Here is a 14,613-nt window from a genome sequence, read left to right as displayed (position 1 = left end):
TGCCCAAAAAACTAAACTTAATGGAAAAAATATTCGATAACACTAAGGTCGCATTTTCGTTAAAAAGCGATACGGAACTCGACAGAGCTTATTTTCTTTTTAAAATGATTGACAGCGAACCCTTGGTAAGGATTGGTACAGCTGTTACCAATTTTGCCATAAAGGCACATCTTCCTGTTGAAGGGCTTATTCGTGCCACTGTATTTGACCATTTTTGTGGTGGTATTAATGAAGACGATTGTATTACAGTTGTTGACAAAATGTTTACCAAAGGAGTTTCGTCTGTTTTGGATTATTCTGTTGAAGGAAAAGAAGAGGAAGAGCAGTTTAATGCTGCACTGGAAATGACTTTAAAAACTATTGAATTCGCCAAAGAGCGTCTGGCAATTCCGTTTGCAGTTTTTAAACCAACTGGTTTGGGACGTTTTGAATTGTATGAAAAATTAGGAGAAAAACAAGTTTTAACCCCATCAGAACAAGAAGAATGGAGTAGAGTTGTAGCTCGTTTTGATCATGTTTGCAGTGAAGCACATAAGAAAGATGTGGCATTACTAATTGATGGAGAAGAAAGCTGGATGCAGGATGCCGCCGATGATCTGGTAACTGAGATGATGCGCAAATATAATAAAGAAAAAGCCATAGTTTTTAATACTTTACAAATGTATCGTTGGGATCGTTTGGATTATCTGAAAAGGCTTCATGAAATTGCTAAAAAAGAAGGTTTCTTTATTGGAATAAAATTAGTTCGCGGCGCTTATATGGAGAAAGAGAATAAAAGAGCAGAAGAAAAAGGATATATTTCTCCAATATGTGTTTCTAAAGAAGCGACTGATGAGAATTATGATGCTGCTGTACTTTATATGCTGGATCATTTAGACACGATGTCAATTTTTGCAGGAACCCACAATGAATTGAGCTCTTATAAACTCATGGAGCTGATGGAACAAAAAGCAATCGCCAAAAATGACAACAGAATCTGGTTTGGGCAATTATACGGAATGAGCGATAACATCAGTTATAATCTTGCAGAGAATGGATATAATGTTGCAAAATATTTGCCTTTCGGACCTGTAAAAGACGTGATGCCGTACCTGATTCGACGTGCAGAAGAAAATACCTCTGTGGCTGGGCAAACGAGCCGTGAATTGTCAATGATTAAAGCAGAACGTAAAAGAAGAAAAGGGAAATAAAATTTTTCAATATACTACTATCTTAAACAAAACCGTCTCATAACCTGAGGCGGTTTTTTTTTGAGTTTATTTTTTCTCATAACATTCACTAAACAATAAAAACAAAGAGTTAATCATAAAGTAACTATTACATTAATTACAAAATTTTGCTGTTAAATAGATTTGTACCAAATTAAAATTTACCAATATGATAAAATCTTTACTATTAAATCCACACAACGCTACAATCAATTTTAAGTCAGAATTATTTAATCTAAGAACAGGATTATTATCAATTATGGCAATACTAGGTTTTAGTCAAAATAATGTGGCTCAGACTGTAGATCTTTCGACTTATGTCAGATTAGGACGATACGATTTGCCGGAGCCAACAAGAACCGCACATCCTTTGAATAATTTACTGGCTCAGGAAGCTTCGGGAGTAACTTACAACTGGGATACCAATACGCTTTTTATTGTGGGTGACGGAACTACTTCAGTCACTCAGGTATCACTGACAGGACAGTTTATCGATACGATGACATTAGCTCAGGGAAGCAGCCCACAAGGAACTGATTTTTATGACTCCGAGGGGATTACTTACATTGGTAATGGTCAGTTTGTAATGACTGAAGAGCGTGACAGACAAGTCGTTTTGTTTACGTATGCTGCGGGAACAACACTTACGAGAAGTAATACAAAAACGGTAAAACTAGGAGCATTCGTTAATAATACAGGAACAGAAGGACTTTCTTATGATCCGCTTACGAATGGTTATATTGTTTTAAAAGAGATATCTCCAATGGGAATTTTCCAGACAGGAATTGATTTTGATGCAGGAACAGCAACTAATGGTTCGCCTACAACAGATAACTCTGTTAATCTTTTCGATCCTGCATTGCTAGGTTTTTCAGATGTTGCTGATGTTTTTGCTTTATCTAATTTGCCGGCACTAAATGGTCAGCCTTTGTATAACAATTTATTGATATTGAGCCAAGAAAATGCCAAAGTAGTAAATATAGACCGAAATGGAGTAATTTCAAGTACTTTAACTATCGTGTCAGATCCAGGAAATCCTTTAGATGCTGCTAATCAGCAACACGAAGGAATGACTATGGATCGTAATGGTAATTTATATATCGTCAACGAAAATGGAGGTGGTGATATCGATCACCCGCAGCTTTGGGTGTATGCTCCTTCAGCTTTACCAAATCAGGCTCCAACAGCTGTTGCTTTGGCAAATACAATAAATTCCGTTTTAGAAAATACAACGACTACACCTGCAGTTAAAATTTCAGATATTTTGGTTACAGATGATGGATTAGGTACAAACACCTTATCATTATCAGGTGCAGATGCAGGTTCTTTTCAAATCATTGGTTCAACTTTATATATCAAAGCAGGAAAGGTATTGGATTATGAAACTAAAACGAGTTACAGTGTGACTATAAATGTAGATGACACAACTGTTGGTTCTACTCCTGATGCTTCTGTTAACTTTACCTTGTCAATTACAGATGTAACTAATGAAGTAGCACCAATTGCAACAGTAAGCATTACAGAAGTAGCACCCTGGTCCAGCAGTGTTGATCCAATTAAAGCTGATTGGTTTGAAGTAACAAACAACGGAACTACTGATCTTGATATTACAGGCTGGAAAGTAGATGATGATTCTAAGACATTTTCTTCAGCTTTAACTTTGAATGGAATCACCACTATTAAGGCTGGAGAATCTGTAATTTTCTTAGAAACAACGGCTGCAAATAATGCAACTGTTATCGCTAACTTTAAGTCTACCTGGTTTGGAAATACTATACCGGCAGGTTTACAAGTTGGAAGTTATAGTGGCGGTTCAATAGGTCTAAGTTCAGGAGGTGATCAGGTAAACTTATTTGATGCGAGTGGAAATCTAAAAGCAAATGTCATTTTTGGAACATCAACTACTAATGTAACATTTAATAACGCAGCCAGTCTTAACAATGCGACTATTTCAACATTAAGTCAGGTTGGTGTTAACGATGCCTTTGCAGCTAAAAATGATGCGAATCAAATAGGCTCTCCTGGAACTACAGGAAAATTATTTATCTCTGAAGTGGCTCCATGGTCAAGCGGTGACAGTCCTTTAGCAGCTGACTGGTTTGAAATTACGAATACTAAAGGAGTAGCGGTTGATATTACAGGCTGGAAAGTTGATGATAATTCACAATCACCTGCAGCAGCCGTAGCTTTAAACGGAATTACAAGCATTAATCCGGGAGAATCTGTAATCTTTATTGAAACTAATGATTTAGCTGGAAAAACTACGACATTTTTAAATAACTGGTTTGGAGCAAATCCTCAGGCAGGTTTGAGAATTGGGAATTATACTGGTTCCGGAATTGGTTTAGGGACAAGTGGTGATCAGGTGAATCTATATAATGCTACAAGCAGCACACCAGTAACTTCTGTATTGTTCGGGGCTTCATCTACAGGAACTTTCAAAACATTTGATAATACTGAAGGGGTAACTACTATAACTACACCAATTACGCAATTGAGTGCAGTAGGTACTAATGGTGCATTTTTTGCCGCTAACAGCAGTACTGAAATTGGTTCTCCGGGTGTTTTTGTTAAAACAAGCCCTAATTTAGGTATTGAGAATCCTTCAGAAATAAATACTTTTAAAGTAGTAGCTTATCCGGTTCCTTACAGTTCAGTTTTTCAGTTAGATTTAGGAACACTTAGTAATGATAGCGTTGTAATAAATGTATATGACATGAACGGAAAACAGGTAGATGCTTTTGAGTTCAGTAATGCTGATGAAGCGCAAAGCCAAAGAATAGGAAATGATTACGCAACTGGTGTTTACAATGTTGTTGTAATTCAGGGAGGAAACAGAAAAACAATCCGTGTGATTAAGAAATAATATTAGAATATTTTCTAAAAGAAGAAGCCGTTTCAAAATAACTTGAAACGGCTTCTTTAATTTTATAATTCTTGATCTTTTAAGAAAAAACAACTGTTTTATTGCTGTAAACCATTGTCTTACGCTCAGCATGTAATTTTATGGCTCTTGCCAGAACAATACGTTCCAAATCACGACCTTTCATTATAAAATCTTCTACCGAATGTATATGTGAAACACGTGCAATGTCCTGTTCAATAATTGGGCCTTCATCTAACTCTTCTGTTACGTAATGGCTCGTTGCACCAATAATTTTCACTCCTCTTTTAAATGCTGAATGATACGGTTTTGCACCAGGAAAAGCAGGTAAAAAAGAGTGATGGATGTTTATAATCTTATTTTCGTAAAACGAAATCAATCCAGGCGTAATAATTTGCATATAACGCGCCAGAACAATAAAATTAATTTGATATCTTTTTAATAATTCGATTTGCTTAGCTTCACCTTCTTCCTTATTGTCTTTTGTAAAAGGAACACAATGAAACGGAATATCAAAGCGCTCTGCTATAGAACGCAGATCATTGTGATTACTAATGATTAACGGAATTTCAACATTCAACTCACCCGCACTGTATCTTCCTAAAATATCAAATAAACAATGATCATATTTAGATACAAACAAAGCCATTTTAGGCTTTTGCTCCTGATTATACAAGTCCCAGGACATATCAAAATCAGCGGCAATGGTCTGGTTAAAATCATCTTTTAGATTTTCAATTGTAATGTGATGGTTGGTTAATTCACATTCTAATCGCATAAAAAATACATTTTGTTCTGTATCAACATGCTGATCGATATAAATAATGTTTCCTTCAACTTTAGCGATAAAAGTAGTCACTGCTGCAATAATTCCTTTTTGGTCTTTACAGTGAATCAGAATGGTGATTTTTTGCATTATAATTTTTTGGTTAATCGGTTATTTGCTTATTTGTTATCCTGCATGGCAAAAACACTTTTTAACAACGGAGTTGTTCTTGCACTGATATTATTTCGGATTTCTTTTTCTTCTACAGCAATCATTTTAAAAACGCCTGCCAAAGCCTGATTCGTAGTGTAATCAGTTAAATCAGGATTTACTTTTTTTACCAGCGGAATAGTGTTGTATTTGTTAATAATTTTTGTCCAGATAACATCAGCACCCACTTTTTCAAACGAACTTTTAATTACAGGATTAAATTTTGCGTACAAAGGAGTTGTGGTGCTTCCTTGTAAATAACTTGTTGCAGCACTGTCATTTCCTAACAAAATGTTTTTAGCATCAGTAAAAGACATGTTTTTAACAGCTGAGACAAATATTGGCGTTGCCTCCTTTACGGCATCTTCAGCCGCACGGTTCAATACTTTTATTCCTTCATCTGCAAGAGAACCAAGTCCCACTTTTCTCAAAGTTGCATCTACTTTTTGAAGCTCTGCAGGCATAAGTATTTTTACCGCTTCATTTTTATAGAAACCATCGACAGCAGTCAATTTGCTTACCTGTTGCGTTATTCCTTTATTTAAAGCTTCTTTTAGACCAGCAGAGATATCAACACCCAGATTTGGAATTTGTGAAGATAATTGTGGTAACTGATTTAGTGTTTGTTGTACCTGCGCACAGGAGTTAAGAGAAAATGCCAATGACAGAAGTATAATCTTTTTCATTAAAATGGGGTTTTTATAAGTTTCAAAAATACTACTTATTCAAAAACAAAGCCACAATTTTATTTCAGGAGCACAAACATTTTGTTTCATAATTAACTTTTGTCCTGCTGTCCGCTAAATTCCGCACAGAAAAAGTGCGGGATACCGCTTCCATCAGGGCTATTTTAGAAATTTAGACTTTATAAGACCTAAAAACAAAAGAGCTACCCAAAACCGGATAGCTCTTCTGTAAAAACAATTTTTTAAATTTAGAATGACCCGCATGTATTACCTGCAAATGTAGCACCGGCACCGGCAGAGATGTCTGCTTTAACTGCAGATGCTGCAAGAGTCGGGATAGTATAAGGAGGAGTAAATGAAGTGTTTTTTCCTGCAATATTACCAGTTGTATTAGTGAAAACATTTCCTGATGTAACAGTTACTGCTGTAAGACCTGTCATTAAGTCAATTGGTGTTTTTACATTTTCAAAAAGGTTGTTTTCTACTTTTATATCAGCTTCAAAACCGGCAGCAATACATTTGTTGCTGGCAGAACTATTGAAATAACTGTTTATGATGTGGATTTTTCCAAATCTAACTCTTGGCATTCTTTCTTTACATCCGCTTGCCCACCAGCAACGTGCAAATGTAATTCTAAATGTTCCGCGGTCTCCTGTAGCGCTATCGCTTGAACCAATTAAATTTGAGTATCTGTGATCGTCAGAACCTCCTGATCCTCCTGCTTTAGGGGCTTTTAAATAAGTGAATTTTGTATAAGAAACAGTTACATAATCAGATTTGTTTTTGATATCAAAGTTTCCATCAACTCCATCTCTGAATTCGCAGTGGTCAACCCATACATTCTGGCAGTTGTCTAAAGTTGCATTGTCCCAGCCATCTGTATCATAAGCTCCCGGACCTTCAAAAATCAGGTTTCTGATAATGATGTTTTTACAACCTTTAAAGTAAATGATACCAGAACCATCTTTAGTCTGATCTGTTGAAACAATTTTTGCACCGCTGGTACCGTAAATTGTTTTTCCGGTTTGGTTTTGAAATGATAATCTTGCAGAAACAGTAATAGTTCCGGACACTTTTATCACTTTTACAGAAGTATTCTCAATCGCCGACTTTAATTGGGCATAAGTAGTTACAGGAGTTTCGGCAGATGTACCTCCTCCGGTTGTGCCTCCGTTTTGAGATGCCCATCCGGGAACTTCTGAGCAAACTCCAACTTTTGAGGTTGAAACATTTTGACTCGCAGCGGCACTTGCATTTTCAGTACTGTCTGAAGCGTCTTCTGTATTACAGCTTGTAAAAGCCAAAGCAATTGTAAATAATGAAATAGTTAGTTTGGTTTTAAATTTCATAATGGTTTTTGTTTGGTTAAAAACTAATTTTTATAGCGATGCAAATATGTTTATTAAATCCTGCAGTAATATTGAACTTGTTCAATAAATTTGTAATTAATTTGAATATTTAATTTTTTTTAGATATTTAATTTGAATATAATATAATTTTAGTATTTTTGCGTAATCGATTACATTATTTAAATTCACTCCCCAATGTTATGAAATTTAGAAATTTTAATTAAGAAATAATTAAAAATTATGTACGAAGCACTAAGACAAAATATAGAAAGAAAAATCACTCTTACAGATCAGGAGTGGGCTTTCATACTAGATAAAACAGAGTTTATTAAATTGAAAAAAAATGAATTTTTACAGATTCAGGATTCTAACAATTCTTATGAAGGTTTTATACTCAAAGGTGCTTTTAAAACCTATATTTTGAATGAAAATGGCACAGAAACTGTTATTTTCTTTTCATTTGAAAATGAATGGATGTGTGATCTGGAGAGTTTTTATTACCAAAAACTGACAAAATACAATATAAAAGCCATTGAAGACAGTGAGATATTAGTAATTAATAAATTAAACAAAGCATTGTTATTCAAACAGGTGCCTAAACTTATACAGTTTCATATCTTAATGGTAGAAAGAGCCAATATTGCTATACAGGAAAGGCTTTTGGATGTTTTGAACAAGACTTCAAAACAGCGATATATTGAGTTTGTAGAAAAGTATCCTCATAAAACAAAAAAAATAAATAATAAAAATTTGTCTTCTTATTTAGGTGTTACTCACGAATTTTTATCAAAAATCAAAAAGAGCTTTTAACTCAAATTAAATCTCTTTTTTAGGTTATTAAATTCCCTTAAAGCATTGCATCATTTTATTATCTGAATATATAATTTAAGATGATAGAAGTTTGTATGTCTGCGAACTAATTATTTTTTGTTAACATAAAGCTATCTGTTCATTGAATTGTTGAAATATTTTGTAAATTGCGCTATAAAATTATCATATTCGCAAAATGGAACAACAAAAAATATATATTCCTAAAAATAAAGTGAGAATTGTCACAGCCGCTTCGCTTTTTGACGGACACGATGCAGCCATTAATATTATGCGCCGTATTATTCAGTCAACCGGTGTTGAAGTGATTCATTTAGGACATGACCGAAGTGTTGAAGAGGTGGTAAATACTGCTATTCAGGAAGATGCAAATGCTATTGCAATGACTTCTTATCAGGGCGGACACAATGAATACTTTAAATATATGTATGATTTGCTTCATGAAAAAGGAGCGGGGCATATTAAAATTTTTGGTGGCGGAGGCGGAGTAATTCTGCCTAGCGAAATTTCAGAATTGCATGAATATGGAATTACCAGAATTTATTCTCCTGATGATGGACGTTCTTTAGGACTTCAGGGAATGATTAATGATTTGGTGGAACGTGCCGATTTTCCTGTTGGAGACCAATTAAACGGAGAAATCGATCATATCGAAAACAAAACGCCAACTGCAATTGCACGTTTAATTTCCGCTGCAGAGAATTTCCCTGAAATTGCAAAATCGGCTTTTGATACAATTCACAAAATAAATTCCAATTCTAAAATTCCGGTTTTGGGGATTACAGGAACTGGCGGAGCAGGAAAATCGTCTTTGGTGGATGAATTGGTTCGTCGTTTTTTAATTGATTTTCCAGAAAAAACAATCGGATTAATTTCTGTCGATCCTTCGAAAAGAAAAACCGGAGGAGCGCTTTTAGGCGACAGAATCCGTATGAATGCGATTAATAATCCTCGTGTATATATGCGTTCGCTGGCAACGCGTCAGTCGAATTTGGCTTTGTCTAAATATGTAGCCGAAGCCATTCAGGTTTTAAAAGCCGCGAAATACGATTTGATTATTCTGGAAACTTCGGGAATTGGGCAGTCGGATACCGAAATTATGGATCATTCTGATGTTTCTTTATATGTAATGACACCTGAGTTTGGAGCTGCAACGCAATTGGAGAAAATCGACATGCTTGATTTTGCCGATTTAGTGGCTTTAAACAAATTTGACAAACGTGGTGCGCTTGATGCGTTGCGCGATGTAAAAAAACAATATCAAAGAAATCATAATCTTTGGGATAAAAATCCGGACGAAATGCCGGTCTTCGGAACCATTGCTTCGCAGTTTAACGATCCGGGAATGAACACGCTGTACAAAGCGATTATGGATAAAGTGGCAGAAAAAACAGACTCGGACTTGAAATCGACTTTTGAAATCACAAAAGAAATGAGCGAAAAAATCTTCGTGATTCCGCCACACAGAACACGTTATTTATCTGAAATTGCCGAGAATAACAGATCTTATGATGAAACGGCAATTTCGCAGCAAAAAGTAGCGCAGAAATTATACGGAATTTATAAAACCATAGAATCGGTTTCGGGAAAAGTGCCTCAAATTATAAAAGGAGGAATTGACGACTCTACTGTTTTGCCAATTGGCATCACAGAACATGACGAAAACCGAATCTTTTTAAACCTTTTACTAAATCAGTTTGATAAAGTAAAAATGGATTTAGATCCCTACAATTGGGAAATTATCCTGAATTGGGCTGATAAGGTTGCGAAATATAAAAATCCGGTTTACTCGTTTAAAGTTCGTGATAAAGAAATTAAAATTGCGACACATTCTGAAAGTTTATCGCATTTACAAATCCCAAAAATTGCTTTGCCTAAATACGAAGGCTGGGGTGATATCCTGCGATGGAATTTACAGGAAAATGTTCCCGGCGAATTTCCTTTTGCTTCAGGATTATATCCGTTCAAACGTGAAGGCGAAGATCCGTCGAGAATGTTTGCGGGCGAGGGTGGACCGGAAAGAACCAACAAACGTTTTCATTACGTAAGTGCAGGACTGCCGGCAAAACGACTTTCGACCGCTTTTGACAGTGTAACTTTGTATGGAAACGATCCCGATATTCGCCCTGATATTTACGGTAAAATCGGTAATGCAGGCGTTTCAATCTGCTGTTTAGACGATGCCAAAAAATTGTATTCAGGTTTCGATTTGGTTCATGCATTAACTTCGGTAAGTATGACGATTAATGGGCCTGCGCCAATGTTGTTAGGTTTCTTTATGAACGCTGCAATCGATCAGCAATGCGAATTGTACATTAAAGCCAATGAATTAGAAAAAGAAGTTGAAGCCAAAATCAACAAAATTTACAAAGAAAAAGGAGTAAAGCGCCCGCATTATCAAGGCGATTTGCCTGAAGGAAACAATGGTTTAGGATTAATGCTTTTGGGTGTTACCGGCGATCAGGTTTTACCTTTGCATATTTATAACGAAATCAAAAGCAGAACTTTATCTCAGGTTCGTGGAACAGTTCAGGCAGATATTTTAAAAGAAGACCAGGCGCAGAATACCTGTATTTTCTCAACTGAATTTGCTTTGCGATTAATGGGCGACGTTCAGGAATATTTTATTACTAAAAACGTTCGTAATTTCTATTCGGTTTCGATTTCAGGATACCATATTGCAGAGGCGGGAGCGAATCCAATTACGCAATTGGCGTTTACGCTTTCAAATGGTTTCACTTACGTAGAATATTATTTGAGCCGCGGCATGAACATCAACGATTTTGGACCTAACTTATCGTTCTTCTTCTCCAACGGAGTAGATCCGGAATATTCGGTTATTGGTCGTGTAGCACGTAAAATTTGGGCGAAAGCCATGAAAAACAAATACGGCGCCAACGAAAGAGCACAAATGCTGAAATATCATATTCAAACTTCCGGACGTTCGTTACACGCACAGGAAATTGATTTTAACGATATCAGAACAACGTTGCAGGCTTTGTATGCTATTTATGATAACTGTAATTCGTTGCATACCAATGCGTATGACGAAGCGATTACAACACCAACAGAAGAATCTGTACGTCGTGCCATGGCGATTCAGCTGATTATCAATAAAGAATTAGGTCTGGCTAAAAACGAAAACCCAATTCAGGGATCCTTCATCATCGAAGAATTAACCGATTTAGTTGAAGCTGCCGTTTTACAAGAATTCGACAGAATCACAGAAAGAGGCGGAGTTCTGGGTGCAATGGAAACAATGTACCAACGTTCTAAAATTCAGGAAGAAAGTTTGTATTACGAAACCTTAAAACACAACGGCGATTTTCCAATTGTGGGTGTAAATACGTTCCTGAGTTCAAAAGGTTCGCCAACGGTAATTCCGGCAGAAGTAATTCGCGCCACCGAAGAAGAAAAACAATATCAGATTACGATGCTGGATAATTTGCATCAATTTCACGAAGCAAAGGTTAATGAGCATTTAAATAATCTGCAGCAGGCTGCTATTAAAAATGAAAATTTATTCGATCATTTAATGGAAGTTACAAAGGTTTGTTCTTTGGGTCAGATTACTTCGGCGTTGTTTGAGGTTGGTGGGCAGTATAGAAGGAATATGTAGAGAATCTTTATTGGTGAAATATAAGACGCATTTAATTACTTCTAAAGTTAATTAAGTGCGTTTTTCTTTATTAATTATTTATAATTAATTAATGTATATTTATATTTTTTAGAATATAGCTTTAACAAAATTTTCTGTTTAAATATTAACATACAATAATGGACCTATCAAAAATTAAAATTGAAAATATTTCTCAAATTATTGAACCTATCTTAATCAGTAAATTTTATTTATATGATATTCAAAATCTAGATCAAGTCTCAAAAATTGTTCCTGATGAATTTAGTAAGTTGAATAAAATTGGAAAAAGAGTAGTCGAAGAATTAATTAAATTTCAAAAAAGAATTATTGAAAATCCTGAAGATATTTATGATCTTTATGATAAAAATACTAAAGTATATGAACTTCCTGTGGATTTTAGTGTTTTACAAGCTAGCTCTTTGATTGAATTGTTAAATGAAGTCATAATTGATTATCTAAATTTTCGAAAAGAAATAGATAAAGGTATCATTACTCATTATTATGGGTTGAATAAAAGTGATATATTTACTTTAGAAGATTTAAGTAGTTTTTATAATAAAACAAGAGAGAGAATTAGACAACTTAAAGAAGAAATTCTTAATGATTTACGTTTGTTTTTGCAAGGTAAAGAATCTGAAATAAAACGTATCTTTTGTAATTCTTCTGTAATAGAAAAATATGAGTATTTAAGAAAATTTGTTGTTGATAAAAGAGTTTTAACAGTAGAGTTGTTAGAAGATTTATTAATTAATAATTTCTCATATGATAAGAGATTTCCTGAAACTATAAATTTATTAATTGACCTATTTTCATTACACGTTTGTGGTAAAGTAAAAACTAGATTTACTAATGCAGAAATAATAATTTGTAATCCGGAAGAAGAGGAAAATTTTATTAAATCCTCTGAGATACTTGTTAAAGTTCTAAAAAAGGAAATTTATCCGTTAAACGAGATGCAGCTTATCGTATTTTGTAAAAAAAAGAATAAAAATTTAATAAATATTGATATACTAAAAGCTGCTGAAATTCTTCCCGAAGTTGAAATTATAGTGTCAAATGAGTCAACATTTTATCAGGCAAAATTTGAATTTCTTTCTCGAGCTAGTGACAGAGCTTTTAGAGTTTTGCTAGAAAATGGTGAGCCAATGTATATTGATAATATTGTGTCTGAAATAAATAAGCGATTATTTCATTCTAGTACTGAAAAAATATATGATCGTTATAGTTTATCCCTAGCAACTGATAAGAAATTTATTTCTTTAGGAAAAACAGGAAATTGGAGTTTGAAAGCATGGAATTCAAATTCTGGAAAAATTGATATGTTGATAAAAAAAGCATTACTAAGTTTAGATAAACCTAGTTCGTATAATGAAATTTTTGAAGAAATTTCTAAAGATAGAAAAGGACTTAAATTTAAATCTGTCTGTGCTTTAATTGGAAGGGATTGTTTAAAGGTTGAAAATGATAATTGGATTTTGCCAGAATGGAAACAACGCTACTCTGAATTAGCATTTACAACACGTAAACGCAGAGAATCAAATGGTGAACCAGAATATAAAATTGAACAAAGAAGTAAAATTTTTGAATATTTACAAAGGAAAGATGGTCATTCAGCCTTGGCATCAGATATAATTAAAGCTCTTAGAGATTATGATAAAAGATTTACTAAAATTTCATTTTATAAAATATTTGACCAAGAAGAATTTTTTAAGAAAAGTACTTTAGGAAATAAAAACATTATAACATTAAAAAAACATGAATTGAATGTCACTTTGGCAATTGATAAATACAATTGGTCAGGCATAAAAGAAAAACTTTATCGTGATTTGTACTCTTATTTTTCTGATGAATTGTCACCTCTATATTCATTTACACTTGAAGAAGGGATTAATTTATTTAAATTAATACTTGATAAAACATGTCCATTAATTGAATTTTCTGGAATAAACGATCGAATTTTGGGGAATCTTAATAAATACTATTTTGAAGCTTCGGATAGAACAGATAAGTTAAATTTTTTAAAGCAGTTTTTAACTTGTTTGGATCCTTTTTGTAAGAAAATTTTATACTACGTAGATAATACCTCATATAACTTTATTGCAACAAATAAAAAAGGATTGGGCGAAATTTTTAATAAATTATCTAGAGTTGACCCAACAAAAGAACGTAATAAGGCAAATAATAGATTAGCGAGAAGCATAAACTTTGGGAAACAGATTCAAACAACATACTTTTATAGAAATAATGATGTCCATTCAGCTAATGATTGGACAGAATTAGAAGTTGCCAATGCAATTACTAGTTGCTTAGTTGTTTATATATTTGTTGGTAATCAGTATTATTCAGAAATAAAATTTCATATAGAAAATAATTAATGTATAATTAGGTGTCTCGCTCGTGAATGCCCTGCTCGTGCAAGCACAGTTAATTTATACCAATTTCTAAAACTTTTTTCAGGACCAGACAATTTGTCATTTCGACGTAAGGAGAAATCTCCGCAAGTAGATTCGTACAGAATGTCGCCCATCTTTGTAGAGTTTCTCGTGAAGATTTCTCCTCCGTCGAAATGACAATATTGGGGTTATCTTTAAAGAACTCAATCTTACCAACAAGCTTTCAAACATTACTGAAAAACTCTATTTTCCTTGCTGCGGGAGCGTTACATTCGTGAACCCAAAGTTTCTCCTCTCCAATTTGTCATTTCGACGTAGGAGAAATCTCCGTAAGTAGCTCCGTACAGAATTTCGCCAATCTTTGTAGAGTTTCTCGTGTAGATTTCTCCTCCGTCGAAATGACAATATTGGGGTTATTTTAAAAGAACTCAATCTTTACCAATAATCTTTCCAACATTACTCAAAAACTCCATTTTTTTTGCTGCGGGATCGTTCCACCCATGAACCCAAAGTTTCCCCTCTCCAATTTGTCATTTCGACGTAAGGAGAAATCTCCGCAAGTAGCTCCGTAAAGAATGTCGCCAATCTTTGTAGAGTTTCTCGTGTAGATTTCTCCTCCGTCGAAATGACAATATTGTGGTTATTTTAA

8 protein-coding genes are annotated in these 14,613 nt (G+C 34.3%); 5 read left to right on the top strand and 3 right to left on the bottom strand.

Annotation, left to right across the window (positions count from 1 at the left end; genetic code table 11):
- Positions 1 to 20 precede the first annotated feature (20 nt).
- Positions 21 to 1,190 (top strand): proline dehydrogenase family protein, encoded by a 1,170-nt coding sequence (locus BXU10_RS20555; protein WP_078229374.1) that lies wholly within the window; start codon positions 21 to 23, stop codon positions 1,188 to 1,190.
- A gap of 187 nt (positions 1,191 to 1,377) precedes the next feature.
- On the top strand, positions 1,378 to 4,074 hold the full coding sequence (locus BXU10_RS20550) for an SdiA-regulated domain-containing protein (protein WP_078229373.1): 2,697 nt from the start codon (positions 1,378 to 1,380) through the stop codon (positions 4,072 to 4,074).
- A gap of 79 nt (positions 4,075 to 4,153) precedes the next feature.
- Here BXU10_RS20550 and purU read toward each other — a convergent pair whose 3' ends face one another.
- The 3 genes from purU to BXU10_RS20535 all read right to left on the bottom strand — a co-directional run bounded on the left by purU (position 4,154) and on the right by BXU10_RS20535 (position 7,103).
- Positions 4,154 to 5,008 (bottom strand): formyltetrahydrofolate deformylase, encoded by an 855-nt coding sequence (purU, locus tag BXU10_RS20545; protein WP_078229372.1) that lies wholly within the window; start codon positions 5,006 to 5,008, stop codon positions 4,154 to 4,156.
- Positions 5,009 to 5,037: 29 nt separating this feature from the next.
- Complete coding sequence (locus BXU10_RS20540; protein WP_078229371.1) at positions 5,038 to 5,754, bottom strand: DUF4197 domain-containing protein; 717 nt, start codon at positions 5,752 to 5,754, stop codon at positions 5,038 to 5,040.
- 248 nt (positions 5,755 to 6,002) lie between these two features.
- Positions 6,003 to 7,103 carry a polysaccharide lyase family 1 protein gene (locus BXU10_RS20535; RefSeq protein ID WP_078229370.1) on the bottom strand — a complete coding sequence of 367 codons (1,101 nt, stop codon included), beginning with the start codon at positions 7,101 to 7,103 and terminating at the stop codon, positions 6,003 to 6,005.
- A gap of 240 nt (positions 7,104 to 7,343) precedes the next feature.
- Here BXU10_RS20535 and BXU10_RS20530 point away from each other — a divergent pair, with 240 nt between their 5' ends.
- The 3 genes from BXU10_RS20530 (at position 7,344) to BXU10_RS20520 (ending at position 13,946) form a co-directional block, all read left to right on the top strand.
- Positions 7,344 to 7,913 (top strand): Crp/Fnr family transcriptional regulator, encoded by a 570-nt coding sequence (locus BXU10_RS20530; RefSeq protein ID WP_031456609.1) that lies wholly within the window; start codon positions 7,344 to 7,346, stop codon positions 7,911 to 7,913.
- Between the two features lie 196 nt (positions 7,914 to 8,109).
- The gene (locus tag BXU10_RS20525) at positions 8,110 to 11,550 is read left to right on the top strand and encodes a methylmalonyl-CoA mutase family protein (protein WP_078229369.1); all 3,441 of its coding nucleotides are present in this window, start codon (positions 8,110 to 8,112) and stop codon (positions 11,548 to 11,550) included.
- A 158-nt stretch (positions 11,551 to 11,708) separates the two neighbouring features.
- Positions 11,709 to 13,946 carry a hypothetical protein gene (locus tag BXU10_RS20520; RefSeq protein WP_078229368.1) on the top strand — a complete coding sequence of 746 codons (2,238 nt, stop codon included), beginning with the start codon at positions 11,709 to 11,711 and terminating at the stop codon, positions 13,944 to 13,946.
- Positions 13,947 to 14,613: the final 667 nt, after the last annotated feature.

The sequence above is a fragment of the Flavobacterium sp. LM4 genome (assembly GCF_002017935.1).
Taxonomy (GTDB): Bacteria; Bacteroidota; Bacteroidia; order Flavobacteriales; family Flavobacteriaceae; genus Flavobacterium; species Flavobacterium chungangense.
Note: the sequence above shows the minus strand (reverse complement) of the source record. Positions and strands in the feature narration are given on the sequence as shown.

Excerpts from the sequence above, each read along its gene's own strand:
- BXU10_RS20555 (WP_078229374.1), top strand. The coding sequence starts at position 21 with ATGGAAAAAATATTCGATAACACTAAGGTCGCATTTTCGTTAAAAAGC.
- BXU10_RS20550 (WP_078229373.1), top strand. The coding sequence starts at position 1,378 with ATGATAAAATCTTTACTATTAAATCCACACAACGCTACAATCAATTTT.
- purU (WP_078229372.1), bottom strand. The coding sequence starts at position 5,008 with ATGCAAAAAATCACCATTCTGATTCACTGTAAAGACCAAAAAGGAATT.
- BXU10_RS20540 (WP_078229371.1), bottom strand. The coding sequence starts at position 5,754 with ATGAAAAAGATTATACTTCTGTCATTGGCATTTTCTCTTAACTCCTGT.
- BXU10_RS20535 (WP_078229370.1), bottom strand. The coding sequence starts at position 7,103 with ATGAAATTTAAAACCAAACTAACTATTTCATTATTTACAATTGCTTTG.
- BXU10_RS20530 (WP_031456609.1), top strand. The coding sequence starts at position 7,344 with ATGTACGAAGCACTAAGACAAAATATAGAAAGAAAAATCACTCTTACA.
- BXU10_RS20525 (WP_078229369.1), top strand. The coding sequence starts at position 8,110 with ATGGAACAACAAAAAATATATATTCCTAAAAATAAAGTGAGAATTGTC.
- BXU10_RS20520 (WP_078229368.1), top strand. The coding sequence starts at position 11,709 with ATGGACCTATCAAAAATTAAAATTGAAAATATTTCTCAAATTATTGAA.